Origin of the sequence: Nocardioides sp. cx-173 (assembly GCF_021117365.1) — a bacterium.
Taxonomy (GTDB): Bacteria; Actinomycetota; Actinomycetes; order Propionibacteriales; family Nocardioidaceae; genus Nocardioides.
Genome location: NZ_CP088262.1, coordinates 2,720,836 through 2,739,124 on the forward strand (window position 1 = coordinate 2,720,836; position 18,289 = coordinate 2,739,124).

18 protein-coding genes and 1 other RNA gene are annotated in these 18,289 nt (G+C 71.1%); 9 read left to right on the top strand and 10 right to left on the bottom strand.

Annotated elements, in window-relative coordinates; all coding sequences use genetic code 11:
* Window positions 1–38 precede the first annotated feature (38 nt).
* Entirely contained in the window at window positions 39–1,199 is a 1,161-nt protein-coding gene (locus LQ940_RS13130; protein WP_231245200.1) for a PQQ-dependent sugar dehydrogenase, read from the top strand.
* A gap of 5 nt (window positions 1,200–1,204) precedes the next feature.
* Here LQ940_RS13130 and LQ940_RS13135 read toward each other — a convergent pair whose 3' ends face one another.
* Window positions 1,205–1,420, bottom strand: coding sequence for a hypothetical protein (locus tag LQ940_RS13135; protein ID WP_231245201.1), 216 nt, complete (start codon window positions 1,418–1,420; stop codon window positions 1,205–1,207).
* A gap of 80 nt (window positions 1,421–1,500) precedes the next feature.
* Window positions 1,501–1,686 carry a hypothetical protein gene (locus LQ940_RS13140; protein WP_231245202.1) on the bottom strand — a complete coding sequence of 62 codons (186 nt, stop codon included), beginning with the start codon at window positions 1,684–1,686 and terminating at the stop codon, window positions 1,501–1,503.
* Here LQ940_RS13140 and map point away from each other — a divergent pair.
* From map to LQ940_RS13170, 6 genes are all read left to right on the top strand, one after another.
* Window positions 1,685–2,581, top strand: a complete 897-nt coding sequence (map, locus tag LQ940_RS13145) for a type I methionyl aminopeptidase (RefSeq protein WP_231245203.1) — start codon at window positions 1,685–1,687, stop codon at window positions 2,579–2,581. The two genes, LQ940_RS13140 and map, sit on opposite strands and share 2 nt — an antisense overlap.
* Before the next feature lie 63 nt (window positions 2,582–2,644).
* Window positions 2,645–4,222, top strand: a complete 1,578-nt coding sequence (locus LQ940_RS13150; RefSeq protein ID WP_231245204.1) for a circularly permuted type 2 ATP-grasp protein — start codon at window positions 2,645–2,647, stop codon at window positions 4,220–4,222.
* On the top strand, window positions 4,216–5,139 hold the full coding sequence (locus LQ940_RS13155) for an alpha-E domain-containing protein (RefSeq protein ID WP_231245205.1): 924 nt from the start codon (window positions 4,216–4,218) through the stop codon (window positions 5,137–5,139). The genes LQ940_RS13150 and LQ940_RS13155 overlap by 7 nt, the downstream gene beginning before the upstream one ends.
* Window positions 5,139–5,978 carry a transglutaminase family protein gene (locus LQ940_RS13160; protein WP_231245206.1) on the top strand — a complete coding sequence of 280 codons (840 nt, stop codon included), beginning with the start codon at window positions 5,139–5,141 and terminating at the stop codon, window positions 5,976–5,978. The genes LQ940_RS13155 and LQ940_RS13160 overlap by 1 nt, the downstream gene beginning before the upstream one ends.
* Before the next feature lie 140 nt (window positions 5,979–6,118).
* The gene (locus LQ940_RS13165) at window positions 6,119–6,787 is read left to right on the top strand and encodes a hypothetical protein (protein WP_231245207.1); all 669 of its coding nucleotides are present in this window, start codon (window positions 6,119–6,121) and stop codon (window positions 6,785–6,787) included.
* Window positions 6,788–6,828: 41 nt separating this feature from the next.
* Window positions 6,829–10,632 (top strand): PKD domain-containing protein, encoded by a 3,804-nt coding sequence (locus tag LQ940_RS13170; protein WP_231245208.1) that lies wholly within the window; start codon window positions 6,829–6,831, stop codon window positions 10,630–10,632.
* 21 nt (window positions 10,633–10,653) lie between these two features.
* Here LQ940_RS13170 and LQ940_RS13175 read toward each other — a convergent pair whose 3' ends face one another.
* Complete coding sequence (locus LQ940_RS13175; protein ID WP_231245209.1) at window positions 10,654–11,094, bottom strand: tetratricopeptide repeat protein; 441 nt, start codon at window positions 11,092–11,094, stop codon at window positions 10,654–10,656.
* A 93-nt stretch (window positions 11,095–11,187) separates the two neighbouring features.
* Here LQ940_RS13175 and rnpB point away from each other — a divergent pair.
* An RNA gene (gene rnpB / locus LQ940_RS13180) (RNase P RNA component class A) lies at window positions 11,188–11,557 on the top strand.
* Window positions 11,558–11,767: 210 nt separating this feature from the next.
* On the opposite strand, the gene LQ940_RS13185 is transcribed toward rnpB, so the two are convergent.
* Window positions 11,768–13,006 carry an IS256 family transposase gene (locus LQ940_RS13185; protein ID WP_231245225.1) on the bottom strand — a complete coding sequence of 413 codons (1,239 nt, stop codon included), beginning with the start codon at window positions 13,004–13,006 and terminating at the stop codon, window positions 11,768–11,770.
* A 289-nt stretch (window positions 13,007–13,295) separates the two neighbouring features.
* On the opposite strand from LQ940_RS13185, the gene LQ940_RS13190 reads away from it, so the two are divergent.
* Window positions 13,296–14,102, top strand: coding sequence for an SCO6745 family protein (locus tag LQ940_RS13190; protein ID WP_231245012.1), 807 nt, complete (start codon window positions 13,296–13,298; stop codon window positions 14,100–14,102).
* Between the two features lie 208 nt (window positions 14,103–14,310).
* On the opposite strand, the gene LQ940_RS13195 is transcribed toward LQ940_RS13190, so the two are convergent.
* The 6 genes from LQ940_RS13195 to LQ940_RS13220 all read right to left on the bottom strand — a co-directional run bounded on the left by LQ940_RS13195 (window position 14,311) and on the right by LQ940_RS13220 (window position 18,284).
* The gene (locus LQ940_RS13195; RefSeq protein ID WP_231245011.1) at window positions 14,311–14,664 is read right to left on the bottom strand and encodes a DUF1801 domain-containing protein; all 354 of its coding nucleotides are present in this window, start codon (window positions 14,662–14,664) and stop codon (window positions 14,311–14,313) included.
* Window positions 14,665–15,075: 411 nt separating this feature from the next.
* Window positions 15,076–15,807, bottom strand: coding sequence for a hypothetical protein (locus tag LQ940_RS13200; protein ID WP_231245010.1), 732 nt, complete (start codon window positions 15,805–15,807; stop codon window positions 15,076–15,078).
* On the bottom strand, window positions 15,804–16,010 hold the full coding sequence (locus LQ940_RS13205; protein ID WP_231245009.1) for a sigma factor-like helix-turn-helix DNA-binding protein: 207 nt from the start codon (window positions 16,008–16,010) through the stop codon (window positions 15,804–15,806). The genes LQ940_RS13200 and LQ940_RS13205 overlap by 4 nt, the downstream gene beginning before the upstream one ends.
* Before the next feature lie 8 nt (window positions 16,011–16,018).
* Window positions 16,019–16,339: a sigma-70 family RNA polymerase sigma factor gene (locus LQ940_RS13210; protein WP_231245008.1), complete on the bottom strand. Its 321-nt coding sequence runs from the start codon at window positions 16,337–16,339 to the stop codon at window positions 16,019–16,021.
* 231 nt (window positions 16,340–16,570) lie between these two features.
* Entirely contained in the window at window positions 16,571–17,794 is a 1,224-nt protein-coding gene (locus tag LQ940_RS13215) for a hypothetical protein (RefSeq protein ID WP_231245007.1), read from the bottom strand.
* Window positions 17,787–18,284: a SigE family RNA polymerase sigma factor gene (locus LQ940_RS13220; protein WP_231245006.1), complete on the bottom strand. Its 498-nt coding sequence runs from the start codon at window positions 18,282–18,284 to the stop codon at window positions 17,787–17,789. Before LQ940_RS13220 ends, LQ940_RS13215 begins: the two co-directional genes overlap by 8 nt.
* Window positions 18,285–18,289 lie beyond the last annotated feature (5 nt).

Consider the following 18,289-nt stretch of genomic DNA (forward strand, 5'->3'; position numbering starts at 1 on the left):
CTGCCAATGAGCCGGCGCCGACCGGTTACCTTCTGCCCATGCGCCTGACCACTCTCGGAGTCCTGCTCAGCCTCCTGCTCGCGGGTGCTCCCGCCCTGGCCGCCCCCGCGCCTGACGACACCGGGAGCGCCGCGTCCGAGCGGCGCGCAGTGCCCCGCCTCGTCGTGACCAAGCGCGTGGTCGGGCTCAACAAGCCCTGGGACGTGAAGGTCCTGCCCGGCGGCGAGCTCCTCATCAGCGAGCGCAACACGGCCCGCATCATCGTCACGGGCAAGGGCGGCAAGCGGGTCGTGCGGTTCCCCTCGCGCCAGGTCTGGCGCTCGAACGAGACCGGCCTGTCCTCCCTCGAGGTCGACCCGGGCTTCGCCAAGAACCGGCGCTTCTACACCTGCTCCGGCGGCTTCCTCAAGGGCGGCGGTCACGACGTACGGGTCAACGTCTGGACGCTGAACAAGCAGCTGACGCGGGCGCGGTTCGTGCGCAAGCTGATCGGCGGCTTCCCGACCTCGACCGGCCGCCACGGCGGGTGCCGGCTGCTGATCACCGAGGACGGCTCGATGCTGATCGGCACCGGCGACGCCGCGGTCGGCACCCACCCGCGCAACCTCGACTCCCTCGGCGGCAAGACCCTGCGCGTCGACCGCTTCTCCGGCAAGCCCTGGCCCACGAACCCGTTCGCCGGCGCCGACACCCGCCGCCGGTTCGTCCACACGTTCGGCCACCGCAACGTCCAGGGCCTGGCCCAGCGCCGCGACGGCAGCCTGTGGTCGGTGGAGCACGGCTCCACCCGCGACGACGAGGTCAACAAGCTCGTCAACGGCGGCGACTACGGCTGGCACCCGGTCCCCGGCTACAACGAGTCGGTGCCCATGACCGACCAGAGCCTCCCCGGCCACCAGGTCGCCGCAAAGTGGCGCTCGGGCAGCCCGACCGTGGCCACCTCCGGGGCCGCGTTCGTGTACGGCGAGAAGTGGGGGGCGCTCAACGGCACCCTCGCCGTGGCGACGCTCAAGGCCTCCCGCGTGCTGTTCCTGACCTTTGACGCGACGGGCAAGCTCGTGCGCAAGCGCGTCCCCGCCGCCCTCACCCGCTTCGGCCGGCTGCGCTCGGTCACCGTCGCCCCCAACGGCGACCTGCTCATCACCACCGACGCCGACCGCGGGAAGGGCGCCGTCCTGCGCGTCCGTCCGGCGTCGTAGGTCGGCTAGGCGGTCCAGCCGAGGAACGCTCCCCCGGCGTTGAGCGCGGCGAACCAGAGCACCACCGAGAGCAGCCCCACCCACGGCAGGCGCTGCGGGTGCGGCGTCCACCACGCGAAGCAGACCAGCAGGAGCACCAGCCACACGAGCAGCAGCACGGCCACCCCCCACGGCGGCGCGAGCATCCCGCTGGCCGCGTACAGGAAGAACGACGCGGCCATGAGGCCCATCCCGACGAACGGCCACGGAGACACGGCCCGCGGCGGGGTCGAGCGTCGGCGGCGGGTGAACACCCGGATCGTCAGTCCTCGACCTTGTCGTCGTTCCACTCGGGGTCGTTGTCCCACTGCTCGGTGCGCTCGGCGGCCTTGTCCAGCGCCCGCGAGGCGTCGGCCTCGGTCTCGTAGGGACCGAGGCGGTCCTTGTTGGGACAGCCGTCCTCACCCTCGACGCGGCTGTGCTTGAGGCAGTACCAGAACTCGCTCATGCGGCTGAAACTACACTCGTCGCCCGTGACCACCTCCGACCTCGGCCACCTCCGCGTTGCGCCGGGCGCGGTCTCGCCGCGCCGGCCCGTGCCGGCGCACATCGCGCGACCCGAGTACGTCGACCGGCCGGCGCCGACGGCGTTCACCGGCTCGGAGGTCAAGGACGCCGACACCATCGAGCGGATGCGCGCGGCCGGCCGGCTCGCCGCCCAGGCCCGCGACCTCGTGGGTGCCCACGTCGAGCCCGGCGTCACCACCGACGAGCTGGACCGGATCGGGCACGAGTTCCTGTGCGACCACGGGGCCTACCCCTCGACCCTGGGCTACCGGGGCTTCCCCAAGTCGCTGTGCTCGAGCGTCAACGAGGTCGTGTGCCACGGGATCCCCGACGACCGGCGGGTGGCGGACGGCGACATCGTCAACATCGACGTCACCGCCTACCTCGACGGCGTCCACGGTGACACCAACGCGACCTTCCTCGCCGGCGACGTCGCCGAGGAGACCAGGTTGCTGGTGGAGCGGACCCGCGAGGCCCTCGACCGAGGCATCCGCGCGGTGCGGCCGGGCCGGCGGATCAACGTCATCGGGCGGGTGATCGAGTCCTTCGCCCGGCGCCACGGCTACGGCGTGGTCCGCGAGTTCACCGGCCACGGCATCGGCACCGCCTTCCACAGCGGGCTGGTGGTCCCCCACTTCGACACCGACGCCTACGACGAGGTGATCGAGGTCGGGATGACGTTCACGATCGAGCCGATGCTCAACCTCGGCACCCACGAGTGGGAGATGTGGGACGACGGTTGGACGGTCGTCACCCGCGACCGGCGCCCCTCGGCGCAGTTCGAGCACACGCTGCTGGTGACCCCGACGGGCGCCGAAGTTCTGACGCTTCCCTGACCGGTGACGGCAAGCCGCGCGCCGCGACATCCCAGCGACACATGGTCTTTGTAGGTTGAGCCCATGAACGCGATGTTCCAGGGGTACGGCTCGGGCGGGCCCGCGTACGACGAGATGTTCGACGGCGACGCCCTCCGCCCGCCGTACCTCCGGCTGCGCGAGTCGCTGCAGACCATGTCCACCCCGGACCTGGTCGCGCGCGTCGAGGCGCTGCAGGCCAGCTACCTCGACCAGGGCGTCACCTTCGACATCGGCGGGGAGGAGCGGGCCTTCCCGCTCGACATCCTGCCGCGCGTGATCGAGATGGACACCTGGACCACCATCGAGAGCGGCGTGCAGCAGCGGGTGCGCTGCCTGGAGGCGTTCCTCGCCGACGTCTACGACGCCGGGCAGGTCTTCGACGACGGCGTCATCCCGCGCCAGGTCATCGCCACGTCGTCGCACTACCACCGCGAGGCCGCCGGCGTACGCCCGGCCAACGGCGTGCGCGTGCACGTCTCCGGCATCGACCTGATCCGCGACAACGAGGGCGAGTTCCGCGTGCTCGAGGACAACGTGCGGGTCCCCTCGGGGGTCTCGTACGTGATGACCAACCGTCGCGCGATCTCCGCCGCGCTGCCTGAGACGATCACGGAGCACCGCATCCGGCCGGTCGCGGCGTACCCGCAGCGGCTGCTGGCCGCGCTGCGCGCCGCCGCTCCCGCCGGCGTCACCGATCCGACCGTCGTCGTTCTGACGCCCGGCGTCTACAACGGCGCCTACTTCGAGCACGCGCTGCTGGCGCGGACCATGGGCGTCGAGCTCGTCGAAGGTCGCGACCTGGAGTGCCAGCGCGGCCGTGTGATGATGCGGACCACCAAGGGCCCCGAGCCGGTGCACGTGATCTACCGCCGGGTCGACGACGAGTTCCTGGACCCGGTGCACTTCCGCGCCGACTCGATGCTCGGCTGCCCGGGCATGATCGACGCCGCTCGCGCCGGCAACGTCACGCTGGCCAACGCCGTCGGCAACGGCGTGGCCGACGACAAGCTCGTCTACACCTACCTGCCGGACCTGATCCGCTACTACCTCGGCGAGGAGCCGGTGCTCAAGAACGTCGACACCTGGCGCCTGGGTGACGCCGAGGCCCGCGAGGAGGTGCTCGACCGGCTCGACGAGCTCGTCTGCAAGCCCGTCGACGGCTCTGGCGGCAAGGGCATCGTGATCGGGCCGGCCGCGACCCGCGCGGAGCTCGACGAGCTGCGCGCCAAGGTGCTGGAGGACCCGCGCTCCTGGATCGCGCAGCCGGTGGTCCAGCTCTCGACGGTGCCGACGTTCGTCGACGGCAAGCTGGGGCCGCGCCACGTGGACCTGCGCCCGTTCGCCGTCAACGACGGCCACCGGGTCTGGGTGCTCCCGGGAGGCCTGACCCGGGTGGCGCTCGCGGAGGGCGAGCTGATCGTCAACTCCTCGCGCGGCGGTGGCTCCAAGGACACCTGGGTGCTGGCCGGACCCAAGGCCCCCGCGCCGCCGGCTCCGGCGGCCGACGAGGCCAGAGCACCGAGCCCGCCACCCTCGACCCCCTCCGACGAGGGCCCGGCGATGGTGGATCTCAAGAACCAGGCCGAGCAGCAGCAGCAGGGACGGGAGGCGTCGTGCTGAGCCGGATCGCGGAGTCGATGTTCTGGATCGGGCGGTACGTCGAGCGCGCGGAGGACACCGCCCGGATCCTCGACGTGCAGACCCAGCTGCTGCTGGAGGACAACTCCCTCGACGAGGACGCCACCTGCCGAGGGCTGCTCTCGATCATGGGCGTCGATGACGAGCCCACCAGCGCCGTCGGGGTGACCCTGGTCCTGGACCAGCTGGCCTACAGCCCCTCCTCCCCCGTCTCGATCGCCTCCGCGCTGGCCGCGGCCCGCGAGAGCGCGCGTCGGGCGCGCGAGACCCTGTCGGTGCCGATGTGGGAGGCCATCAACACGACGTACCGGGCGATCCCCAGCGGCCAGTTCCACGCCCTGCGCCCGCCCGGCATCTTCCAGTGGGTGCGCGAGCGGGCGGCGCTGATCAACGGCACCGCCGACGCCACGATGACCCGCGACGAGGGCTGGCACTTCCTGATGCTCGGGCGCTGCGTCGAGCGCGCCGACATGACGTCGCGGCTGATCGCCACGGCCTCGCTCTCGCACGGGGCCCCGTGGGCGTCGACGCTGCGGGCCTGCGGGGCCTACGAGGCGTTCCTGCGGACCTACCGAGGCATGGAGACCGACCGCGGGGCGGCGGAGTTCCTGCTGCTGGACCGGCTGTTCCCGCGCTCGGTGGTGTTCTCGCTCAACCGGGCCGAGCAGTGCCTGGACAACCTGGAGTCCGCCGGCCCGCGAGCCGGCTTCCAGAACGAGGCGCAGCGGCTGCTCGGCCGCATGCGCGCGGAGCTGGAGTACCGCTCCCTCTCCGACGTGCTGCACGACCTGCCCACCGAGATGGAGCGGCTCCAGCGCGCGTGCGCGCTCGCCACCGAGGCCGTCACCCGTCGCTACTTCGCCGGCGCCGAGGCACTGACCTGGCAGGGAGTCGTCTGATGCAGATCCGGATCGCGCACACCACCACCTTCGAGTACGACGGCAAGGCGGTCGCCTCCTACAACCAGGCCCGCCTCACGCCGCTGACCACGCCGGAGCAGATCGCGCTCCACACCCGGCTCGAGGTGTCGCCGAGCCCGTGGACCTACCAGTACCGCGACTACTTCGGCACGCTGGTCACCTCCTTCGAGGTGGTCGACCCGCACGACGCGATGACCGTCACCGCGACCTCGACCGTGCAGACCCAGCGACCGGTCCCGCCACCCCCCTCCCTCTCGTGGGCGGCACTCGGGGAGCGGGAGGTGGCCGACCGCTGGACCGAGTACCTCACGCTGCCCGACATCGTCGAGCCGCCGGCCGACTTCGCCCAGCGGGCCAAGCAGATCGCCGCCGACCACGAGCTGCCCGGCGAGGCCGCGCGCGACCTGTGCGCGATGGTGCACGACGAGGTGGAGTACCTGCCGGGCGCGACCGACGTACAGACCCACGCGGCGACCGCCTGGCAGCAGCGCGCCGGCGTCTGCCAAGACATGGTGCACCTGGTCATCGGCGGGCTGCGCTCGGTCGGCATCCCGGCGCGCTACGTCTCCGGCTACTTCCACCCGATCGACGAGCCCGTCGTCGGCGACCACGTCACCGGCGAGTCGCACGCCTGGGTGGAGTGGTGGGACGACGGCTGGCATGCCTTCGACCCGACCAACGACACCACGCCCGGCAACCGGTACGTCGTCGTCGCCACCGGCCGCGACTACCGCGACGTCAAGCCGCTCAGCGGCATCTACTCCGGGGCGCAGACCTCGCGCATGACCGTCGAGGTGGACCTGACCCGGCTGGCCTGACCGGTCGGTGGTCTCGCGCCTGCCCTCCCCAATCGTGGGGATAACGGGCGGGAACCTCCGGCACGGGACCGAGTCGAGACGTGCCCTGGGTGGGCGACCGCGTGCCACGCGGTCTTTCGCCCACTCGGAGGAGTCTCGCGATGCGCACCACCGGTCCTGGTCCCCGGCCCCCGCGGGCCCTGCTCGGAGCTGCGCTGACCGCGCTGACGGCGCTGGTCGTCGGAGTCGTCTGGACGCTGTGGCCGCACTCGGCCTCCGCCCCGGAGCGCCGCGAGTCGGCTTCGTCGGCTACGTCCGGGGGCACCTCGTCGGAGGCTCCCGACCCCGCGACCCCCTCCACGCCCATGTCCCCGGCGCCGGACCCCGATCCCTCCTCGGGCTCCCTGGACCCGGTCCCCTATGAGGAGGTCACCCCAGAGCCGGCGCTCCCGCTGTCGGCCACCGCCGACTTCGGCACCGGCCTGACCCTGGCGGTCCTCGAGTCCGAGGCGGTGCGCAGCAAGGCCAGCGGCCCCGGTGAGATCTCCGCCCCCGCGCTACGGCTGACCATGCGCCTGCGCAACGCCTCGGGCGAGCCGATCGACATCGAGGGGATGGTCGTGAGCCTCGAGTACGGCACCGCCCGCACCCCGGCGGTCGATGTGCACCAGCCCGGTGGCGCGCCGTTCGGCGGGGTGCTGGCGCCCGGAGCGACGACCCGCGGCGTCTACGTCTTCAACGTCCCCGTGAGCGAGCGCGACCAGGTCCGGGTCACCACCAGCTACACCGGCACGGCACCCACCGTGGTGCTCGCCGGCTCCCTGTCATGACCACGAAGGTCGTCCGAGAACCGAATCAGAAGGATGAGCCGATGACGCTGACTGCACTCGATCGCCGAGGGAGCCGTCGACCCGGGCTTCGGGTCCGACTCCTCGCCGCCGGTCTGGCGAGCGCGCTGGGCACCGCCGGACTCGGCGGTCTCGTCGGCCCGGCCGGTGCGGACTGGTCGCCGCAGGACCCCACCGACCCCGCCACCCCGACCACCGTCACCGCGGACGCGCTGCCGACCGTGCAGATCGACGGGGTCGTCTGGTCCCAGGCGATCGGCGGTGACGTCGTCTACGCGGGTGGCGACTTCGAGAACGCGCGCCCCGCGGGCAGCGGCGTGGAGGCCAACGTCCCCCGGGCGAACCTGGTCGCCTACGACGTGGCGACCGGCGAGATGACGGACTTCGCGCCCACCTTCAACCAGCAGATCCGCGCCGTGGCCGTCGCCGGCGACCGGCTGTACGTCGGCGGCGAGTTCACCTCCGTCGACGGCGAGCCGCGCGGCCGGCTGGCCGCCTTCGACCTCACCACCGGCGACCTGGTCGAGGGCTTCGCCCCGCAGGTCAACGGTGCCGTCCAAGCGCTCACGGTGACCGACGACGCGGTCTACGTCGGAGGCGCCTTCGGGGGCGTCGGCAACCAGGACCGGGGCAACCTCGCGGCCTTCGACCTCGACGGCGAGCTCCTCGCGTGGGCGCCCACGGTCGGGGGCGGTGCCGTCACCGCGATCACCGCGAACCCCGACGGCAGCTCGGTCGCCGTGGGCGGCACGTTCCTCACCGTCAACGGCGACCCCGGGCAGGACGACGTCCCGGGGGCCGCCGAGCCCGGCGATGGCCTGGCGCTGCTGGACGCGACCACCGGGGCCGCGCGGCCGCTGCCGGCAGGCCTGCACGTCTACAACGGCAACGGCGAGGCCGACGCCGACGGCGGCATCACCTCCCTGGCCGCGGACTCCGAGGCGTTCTACGGTGCCGGCTACACCTTCTCCAGCATCGACGCCGGCACCATCGAGGGGGTCTTCGCCGTGAGCTGGGACGACGGCTCCCTCAAGTGGGTGGCGGACTGCCACGGGGACAGCTACTCGGTCCACCCGCAGGGGGATCTCGTCTACGCCGCCAACCACAGCCACTACTGCGAGAACATCGGTGGCGTCACGCAGGGGGCGGGCGGGGTCGGCGACTATCCGTACTACCGCGCCGTGGCCTTCGGCAAGCAGGCCACCGGGACGGTGACGTGGGAGCCGGACGGACGGCGCTACTACAACTTCGAGGGGCAGCCGGCGCCGTCCCTGCAGACTTGGTTCCCCTCGATCAACGTCGGCACGTTCACCGGGCAGAGCCAGGGCTCGTGGAGCGTGACCGGCAACGAGGACTACGTCGTCATGGGCGGTGAGTTCACCCGGGTCAACGGGCAGGAGCAGCAGGGCCTGGTCCGGTTCGCGCGGGCCGACCTCGCCCCGAAGCAGGAGGGCCCGACCCTCTTCGCCGACGCCTACCCCCTGAAGGTGGCCTCGACCGAGCCCCGCAAGGTTCGGATCAGCTGGGCCTCGAACCGCGACATCGACAACGGCTACCTCGAGTACCGCCTCTCCCGCCGGCTCCCCGGGGCGACGGCGGCCACCCTGGTCCACTCCCGCCGGGTCCGTGCCAACTTCTGGAACCCGCTCGGGATGACCTTCACCGACGCCGGGGTGACTCCCGGCGACTACGAGTACCGGCTGCAGGCCAGGGACGCCGGCGGGCTGACCGCCAACTCGCCGTGGACCCCCGTCACCGTGAGCTCCTCGGGTGCCGAGAGCGACTACCTCGAGGCCGTGCACGGTGACGAGCCGACGCACTGGTGGCGGTTCGGTGAGCCGGCCGGCTCGGCCGACCCCGGCGCCGACTCCGTGGGCTTCAACCCGCTGACGGTCGGGACCGGCGTGGCGCGGGGCACCTCCGGCGCCGTGCCCTCCGACTCGACCAACCTCGGCGCCACCTTCACCGGGGTCGGGGCCGCCAGCCTCGCCACCTCGACCGTGCAGGACAGTCCGCCCGACCAGATGACGGTCGAGGCGTGGTTCCGCACCACGTCCACCGCGGGCGGCCGCATCGTCGGCCGCGACACCGCAGGGGCCCGTGGCGCCAAGGTAGACCGGCTGCTCTACCTGGACGCGGCCGGTCATGTGAGCTTCGGCGTCAAGCCGAACGCCACCCTGGCCACCCTGGCCAGCCCGGCGACGTACAACGACGGCGGGTGGCACCACGCCGCCGGCGTCCTGTCCCCCGCGGGCATGCAGCTGTACGTCGACGGCGAGCTCTCCGGAGCGAACCCCGACGTGACCGTGGGCGAGCACCTGGCCCTCGGCTACTGGCGGGTCGGTGGCGGCAGCGCCGTCGCCGGGCTGCCCGGCGACCTCGCGGGCTCCATCGACGAGGTGGCGGTCTACAAGCGGGCGCTGGCTCCGGCCGAGATCGCCGAGCACGTCGCCGCCGCCGGTCACGGGACCGCCACGCCGAACGTCGCGCCGACGGCGTCGTTCACGCAGTCGACCACCGCGCTGGCCGCCGCGTTCACGTCCACCTCGACGGACACCGACGGCACCATCGGCTCCTACCTGTGGCAGTTCGGCGACGGCACGACGGCCAGCGAGGCGAGCCCGTCCCACGTCTACGCGAACGCCGGCACCTATGAGGTCACCCTCACGGTGATCGACGATGACGGAGGCCAGAGCACGGTCACCGCCTCGGTGAGCGTCACCGACCCGACAAACGCGGCCCCGACTGCGGCGTTCGCGCTGCTGGCGCCGCTCGAGGTCGGGCTGCGGCCACGGTTCGACGCGAGCACCTCGACCGACGCCGACGGCACCGTCACGGGCTGGTCGTGGGACTTCGGCAACGGGCGCACCAGCACCCAGGCCGCGGGCCGCGGCGACTACCGGACCTCCGGGCCGGGGACCTACCTGGTGACCCTCACCGTGACCGACAACGACGGCGCCATGCACAAGGTCGCCCGCAACGTCACCGTCTCGGAGGCGGCCGTGCCCGTCCTCAGCGCGCCGGTGAACGCGCCGCCGACGCCGAGCTTCCAGGCCAGCCCCCGCGGTCTGACGGTCGACTTCACGTCGACCGCCACGGACACCGACGGCACCATCGACACCTACCTGTGGCAGTTCGGGGACGGGACGACGGCACGCGAGGCGAACCCCTCTCACGCCTACGCCGACGCCGGCACGTACGAGGTCGCCCTCACCGTGACCGACGACGCCGGGGCCCAGGGCACGACCACCGGCACGGTGACCGTCACCGGCCCGAACCAGCCGCCCAGGGCGAGCTTCCAGGCCAGCTCGCGCGGCCTGACAGTCGACTTCATGTCGACCTCCACGGACCCCGACGGCACCATCAGCAACGTGACCTGGAGCTTCGGCGACGGGCGGGTCGCGACCGGCACCGCGGCTCGACACGCCTACGCGAAGGCCGGCCGGTACTCGGTCGGCATGACCGTGACCGACGACGGCGGCACCAGCCAGAGCACCACGCGGGTGGTGACGGTCAACCGCGCGGTCAGCCGGACGTCGCTCACGGTCAGCAAGAGGGTCCGCCAGGGGCGGCCGGTGCGACTGGCCATGACGGTGCGACCGGCGCTGGCGCTGCCCGTCACCGGCACCGTCCGCGTTTTCGACAAGGGCCGGGCGATCCGCACCCTCCGCCTTGTCGGTGCCAAGCCCGGGCCGCGCACGCTGCGGGTGGCGCTGCGCGGGATGTCCGTGGGCACGCACCGGCTGCGGGTCGTCTACTCGGGATCGACGACCGTCTCCGGCTCCACCTCCGGCGTCGTGGTCGTCCGGGTGGTCAGGCGGCGGTGACGCGGGGCGCCGTACGACGGCTCAGCCGAGCTCGTCCCACGACAGCTCGCCGCGCTCGGCGAGCATCCGCTCGACGCGGAGGACGGCGAGCTCGTGCTCGGGGTCGCCGCTCATCACGGCGGCGAGCCGCAGGTGTGGCAGGGCCTCGGACAGGCGCGACTGACGCTCCAGGCTGCGCCCGAGCGCGTGGCGCGCCCACACGTCGTCCGGGTAGCGCTCGACCACCGCGAGCAGCTCCTGCTCGGCCTGGCGCAGCTGGGCGCGCAGCAGGTAGGCCCAGGCGCGCAGCAGCCGCAGCCCGGTGTTGTCCGGCTCGACCTCCAGGGCCGGCTCCAGGATCTCGAGCGCCTCACGCGGTGCGCGCCGCGACAGCAGGTCGTACGCCGTGCGGTAGGCCGACTCGTGACCCCGCTGACCCGGGAACACGACCGGAGGAGCCTTGAGCATGCTGTCCTCGTTCATGACTCCTCAACACTCGCACGGCACCCGCCATTCCGGGAGGAACCGGGCTCCGGGCGCGCCGGACGGCCTCAGGCCCTAGGCTGTCCCTGCGAACGGGCTGGCCGGGCGACCGCGTGGAGGAGACTCCCCGAGGAAGGTCCGGGCTCCGTAGAGCGAGGTGGTGGGTAACACCCACCCGGGGCAACCCGCGGGAAAGTGCCACAGAGAACAGACCGCCGGCCCTCTCCTGAAGGGAGAGAGTCGGTAAGGGTGAAACGGTGGAGTAAGAGACCACCAGCGACCCGGGCGACCGGGCCGGCTCGGCAAACCCCACCTGGAGCAAGATCAGACAGTGCACGTCCGAGGGCTGCTCGCCCGAGTGCACGGGTAGATCGCTGGAGGCTGTCGGCAACGGCAGTCGTAGATGGATGGTCGCCCCTCGGTCCGCCGAGGACAGAACCCGGCCTACAGGCCAGCCCGTTCGCAATATCGGCCTCACCTGCGGAACCGTGATCACGGCACCGCCAGCGACTTCAGTGGGGCGGAGCTCGGTGGTTGAGGTGCGAGCGAAGCGAGCCTCGAAACCACCACTGCGGGTGCCGGGGCGACCTGGTGCACATCGCCGCGTTACGCGCTGGCTACGAGGCGAGACAGAGCCCCGCGGGGTGGTGGGCTTTGAGGTGATCCTCAGTGCCTACACGTCGCTGCTCTCGATGGCGGCGACGGAGTCAGTATCGCTGGTGTCGTAGAGCTTGGCCATAGACCCCTCGGACAGGTAGCGGCGGTCGCCGGCGATCCACTCGTCGTGCATGTCGATCAGCACCGCCCCGACAAGGCGGATGACCGCGGCGGCGTTGGGGAAGATGCCCACGACCCGGGAGCGGCGCTTGATCTCCTTGTTGACCCGCTCGAGGGGGTTGGTGGACCAGATCTTGCGCCAGTGCTCGCGCGGGAACGCAGTGAACGCGAGCACCTCGGCCTTCGCGTCGTCCATCAGGGGCCCGAGCTTGGGAAACCGGGCGGCGAGCTCGTCGCGGGTCTTGTCCCACGCCGCGTGGACGTCCTCGGCGGTGGGTTGGGCAAAGATCATCCGGAACGCAGTCGCCACCAGCTCGGCCTGGCCCTTGGGCACGTGCGCGAGCAGGTTGCGGGCGAAGTGGACCCGACACCTCTGGTGCGCGACACCCTGGAAGGCCCGCTTCAACGCCTTGACCAGGCCGGAGTGCTGGTCGCTGATCACCAGCCGCACCCCGGCCAGGCCGCGTTGCTTGAGGCTGAGCAGGAAGCTGCGCCAGAAGATCTCGTCCTCGCTGTCACCGACGTCCAGGCCGAGGATCTCTCGCTCGCCGGTCGCGGTGACGCCAGTGGCGACGATGACGGCCATCGACACGACCTGGCCGCCCTTGCCCGGGGCGTTGCGGACGTGGAGGTAGGTCGCATCCAGGTAGATGTAGGGGAACTCGACGTGATCCAGAGTCCGGGTGCGGAACGCGCCGACGGTCTCGTCCAGGCCGGCGCAGATCCGCGAGACCTCGGACTTGCTGATCCCGGCCCCGCCCATCGCTTCGACCAGGTCGTCGACGCTGCGGGTGCTGATGCCGTGGACGTAGGCCTCCATCACCACCGCGTACAACGCTTGGTCGATGCGGCGGCGGGGCTCGAGGATGATCGGGAAGAACGACCCCTTGCGCAGCTTCGGGATCCGCAGCTCGACGTCGCCGGCCTTGGTGGTCAGCATCCGCGGCCGGTGGCCGTTGCGCTCAGTGACGCGGCCATCGGTGCGCTCATACGGTGCGGCACCGATCCGTTCGGCGGCTTCGAGCTCAATCAACTCCTGAAGCGCGACCCGGACCGAGTCGCGGACCAGATCGGCGCCATCACCGGCACGGAACGCCTCGAGGAGTTCGGACAGGGCAGACTGTGGCAAGGCCATCGGTGGCTCTCCTTCAATGTGTCTCTTGGTCGATACACACCGAAGATCCCGCCGATGGCCGTCTACGTCTTCACGCCTCGCCGCCAGCCCTCAAACCCCACCACTCCCCGGGACTCTCCTCGAGGCGACCCACAATGAATCGGGACAATTCGATGAGTGCCCTGCGCCTCACTGGTCGATACGCGGAACCCGATCTCGGACCGAAGGAGCACACCGTGGAGCAAGCCATCTCCAAGCCATCGCGCACAGGCCACCGTCGTTGAGCGCCGGGAGCTCGCTGGCTCGCAGAATGTTCGACCTCGTCGAGCCGATCGGGGTCATCCCTTACTCGGCTGACGAGCCCCACGAGGCGATGTTCGCCCTGGGTTTCACCAACTACTGGGACACCTACTTCGCCGGCCGAGCGGCACCGCTCGGCAGCTCTGTGCCAGCTGAGGTCATCCACGCACTCTTCTACAACTTCGCCTCCGGGGAGGTAGCCCGCCACATCCCCAGCGTCTGGAGCACGACCACACCGGAGGCGGCGATCGCGGCCCGCCAGCAGGGCTGCGTCAACGCGCTGCGCCGGATCCTCGGCGAGCTCCTCGACACGTCGAGCTTCCCGCGCGCGGTCGGGCTGCTCACCAAGGCAGCGACCAGCGCCCCGCTCGAGGGCCGTCCCATGTACGCCGCGCTGCGCACGCTCCCCCTCCCGGAGGAGCCGTTGGCCCGGCTGTTTCACGCCGCATCGCTGCTGCGCGAGCACCGCGGCGACGGACACATCGCGGCCCTCATGACTGAAGGCATCGGCGGGCTCGAGGCCCACGTGCTGCTCGCCCTCGACATGGGGATCCCGGCCACGAAGTTCGGCCGGATCCATCATCTCCCCACTCCACAGTTGACCGGCCTGATTGAGAGCATGAAAGCTCGCGGACTCATCGAGGACGAGGAGACGTTCACCCCTGCCGGCCGGCAGACCAAGGACCGTGTCGAGGCGCTGACTGACGACCTCGCCGTCGTGCCGTACGAGGTCCTGGAGCCAGGCGAGCTCGATGAGCTCATCGCTGCCCTCACACCGCTCGCAGAGAAGCTGGTCGCCGCTCAGGACCGGGGCTGAGCCGCGTGCTGGAAGATGTGCAGGCGGTGCCGCGCTCACACGGCCCCCTGCGTCATAGACGGGGGCCCGCGCGACCAGTTCTGTGACCAACAGACACGGTGGCGACTTCCGCCGCCCGTCTGCCGAGATGAGCGCAGCTTCTGCCATGTCTCGCCCCGCTCCGGGACGAGGCGCAATCCACCTCATCCCGGAGCGGGCGCGAACATCCTCAGTCGACTACCGAGCGGACGATCTCGGCGATGCGCTTCTCAGTGACGGCGTCCACCGTCTCGAGATACCACGCGGCCGGCATCAGCCCTCCGTCCACGCCGCCTGCCGCGCGGAAGGCTGCCTTCTCGGTGATCGCGAGATTCACTCGTTCGTCGTTGCGCAGCGTGACGAGCGCGGGCGTGCTCGCCGACTCCGCGTAGGCGGGCATCCCGTACCAGATTCGCGGCTTCAGGGTGGGGGCCGCAGCCATGATGACGTCGTGCACCTGCTGCATGGTCGAACGCTGCGGCTCTTCCATCTTCGAGATCTTCTCGGTCACCTGCGTCAGGTTCTTCTCGTCCTTCGACGACATGTCGTGTCCTTTCGCCTGCCGATGTCGGGCCACCGGCGGATTGAAGTCGGCGCAAGAGCGCCGCACCCCATCCGGACATGTCCTGAGCTGCTCAGGCCTCTCCGCGATGATTCACGTGGTCTGTCACGTGGAAGCGCAGTCGGTGGCGTGTACCACCGCACTCAGACTAACGGATCTGCCGCGACGGGGTCGTCCGCATTGCCGCGCTACGTGCGATCGGGAGTGACCCATTCCGCGGCTAGGTGTAGGCATGCTTCTCATCTCAGTCACTTAGCCGCGCGAGCCGATAATGAGAAACACCGTCGAGATCCAGCCACGTGAAAACTGGATCTTCACAGATGAGGGGTGTGGATCTGCGATCACCACCCGGTAGACCCTGGGACGGTCACCCTGGCGGTCTGGTCAGCCGGGTCAGTTACCTGCATTCCCGGTGGTGGGTCGCATACTCGGGCGCTGTGCCCCGTCGGGTACCGGATACTCCTCCTGGCCGCCACCGCCGTAGTTGGCGCCGTTGCCGACGTGGACGCTGGCAGTGAAGGCGATCATCGTGTCCTCGGTCCAGCCCGTGTCGTTGGGATACTGGAGCCGCACCGCGCCCTCGGGCTCACCTGCCGTCGTCCACGTGGAGATCGTGGTGTAACCGGAGTCGCCGGTGATCCACAACCTGCGACCGTCCACCTCTACCTCCCGCCCGCCGGGCGGGCGGGACTCGAACATGATCACCAGCTTGCCCTCGAAGTCGTCGCGGTAGCCGGTGGTCGAGCCGTCGGGCGCGATCGTCACGAGAGAGGCGTTCTGCCCCTGGACCGACCATCCCTGTGGCGTCAGGTCGAAGGTGTACGGCGACGCGTCGAGCGTCGCTGCGACGAGCCGCACGCCGTTCACCGTGTCCGACCCGGGCGGCGCGGGGTTGGCGCCGCTGCCTGCCGAGGGCTGCGCCGGGGCGTCCTGCCCGGTGACGACGACGGTCGCCCCGACCCCGACGACGGCTGTCATGGCCAGGCTGGAGATCCCGATGCGGACCCGCTGACGGGTGCGGACGGTGCGCGCCGTACGGGCCCGGGCGAGGTCGTCGGCCGGGTCGGGCGCGGGTCGTTCGGACGCCGCGAGGCTCAAGGCGTACTTCAGGTCAGGTTCGGTCACGGGGTGTCCTCCAGGATCAGGTGATAGTTGGTGGTGTCGAGGTGGGCCCTGAGGTGACTCAGGCCCCGCGCGTTCTGGGACTTCACGGTGCCGGTGCTGCAGCCGAGGATTCGAGCGGTCTCTGCGACGTCGAGATCGAGCCAGTGCCGCAGCACCACGACCGCGCGCTGCCGTGGGCCGAGCGACGACAGCGCCGCTAGCATCACCTCTCTCAGTCGAGGTCGGTGCCGACGGACACCGGATCGCTCGTCAGGGCCCTTTCAGGCTCCGCAGAGGTGGATTCGCGTCGTCGGTGTGCTCGCCGGGTCTCGTCGATGAAGAGGTGGGTGAGGCTCCTGCGCGCATAGGCCAGCGGGCTGTCGGCGCGTCGCACCTGTGACCACGCCAGGTAGAGCTTGGTCAGCGTCGTCTGCACCAGGTCCTCGGCGTGGGCCTCGTCGCCAGCACACAGCAGTGAGGCCGTCCGCATCAGGTCCCGCCGATGAGCACGGATGAACTCCACGAACTCGGCCGACTGGTCGTCGTCTCTCACGTTGACTCCTTTCACCCACCTGACCGGTGCGGGCACCGGTGAGGTTGCATGTGACCTGAGGATCGTCCGCGCTCCGAGGATCAGGGGTTCAGACGAGCACGTCGCCAGTTCACTGCTCGAGTGCGAAGGTTTCAGACCGCGCCCACACCCTGGATCGCGAAGAGCCCAGCCACGTGAAAACTGGGCCCGACCTACACGCCAGCCCGTTCCCCTCGGCCCTGTGGCCGACCCTCAGCCGGGTCCGATCTCGCGCAGGAACCCCGGCGCGAACACCACCGACGACTCGACCGGGAGGTGAGTGGCGCTGACGACCGACAGCTCACCGGTGGTGGGCTCCCACGCCACCAGACGGAACCCGTCGACCCGGCGGGCGATGGCCGCGACCCGGAGCAGGACCGTGCCGTCGTCGGCGATCGCGACAGTTCCGAGGCCCCAGTTGCTGTAGTTGCCCTCGAAGTCGAGCACGGGCAGGCGGTACCGCGGGGTGAGCGTCCGACGGTCGGCGACCACGACCTGGAACGGCCGGCGGTCGTACGACGTGCCGACGACGGTGTCGGCGTCGGCCTGAATCCCCAACAGGCGACCGGTCCGCACCATGCTGACCTCACGCGGCGTCCCGCCGGCGTAGTCGGTGAGCACGTTCGGCTCGGTCCAGTCCGCGCTGACGAGCCAGCCACCCTCTGGGTCGCTCGTCTTCGAGATCCCGGCCGGCACAGTCATCTGCTCCGTCTCGCCCGAGCCGATCACGACCTCGTAGGCCTGGGGACCGCTGGTGAACAGCAGCGTCTCCTCGTCGAGGAACGACCAGCCCGCGCTGTCCCATGGCTCGAAGCCCGCGGGTGGGTCGAGCTGGGATGTCTCGCCCGTCGCGAGGTGGTGCAGGGCCACGCCGTAGTCGTGCGGGAGATCCCTGGTGTCGTAGTCGTAGAAGACCGCGAGCCGGGTGCCGTCCGGGCTGAGCGAGACGATGGGATACCTGCCGTCGAGCGGCACGGTGCGCCACTCGCCGTCCGTGCCGAGCACCTGCGCGACGCCGGACTGCTCCACGGCGAGGACCGCCGCCTCGACCGGGTCATCGGACAGGAGCGGTGACGTGTCCGGCGGGTCGATGACGTCCGGCAGGGCCGGCGCAAACCTGGCCGGGGCGGCGGGCAGGCCGTCGACCTTGCGTGGATCCCAGCGCGGCCACACTTTCACTGTGGCCTCCGGCGGGGCGCTGGTCGGGGGTGCGGCGGGCGTCTCGCTCGGCCCGGCCGGCGGAAGGCCACCGGTGCGGTCGCCACCCACCTGGGTGCCGACGACGACGGCCACCACGAGCGCCGACGCCACCACCGCGGCCGCCGCGCCCCGGCTGGCGGTCCGGCGGCGCCGCGCGGTCTGCAGCGCCACCTGCTCCAGCCGGGGGCTCTCGATGCCGTCGGTGGCCCGGTCCAACAGGTCGTGGAGCTCAGTCATGGGGTCCTCCGATGAGGTCGAGCAGCTCGGGCGCGCCGGTGCGGAGCCGGGCGAGGGCGGCGGCGTTCTGGCTCTTGACCGTCCCGATGCTCACACCGAGCACCTCGGCGGTCTCGCGCTCGGACAGGTCGTCGAAGTGCCGCAGCACCAGCACCGAGCGCTGCGCCGGCGTCAGGCGCATCAGGGCGCGGCGTACTACCAGCGCCGTCACGGGGTCGCTGCTGAGCCCTTCCGGAACCGAGTCATCCGACTCCACACCGGGCGTCTCCCGGCGACGTCGCCACCAGCTCACGTTGTCGTTGACGACGACCCTGCGGGCGTACGCCGTGGGGTTGCCCTCGCGCAGCCGCGACCAGCGCAGCGCCACCTTGACCAGCGCCTCCTGGACCAGGTCCTGGGCGCGGTGCAGGTCTCCGGTCAGCAGGTACGCCGAGCGCAGCAAGGATCGCTGGCACCCGGCCGCCCAGTCGGTGAACTCCTGCTCATCCACGCGGG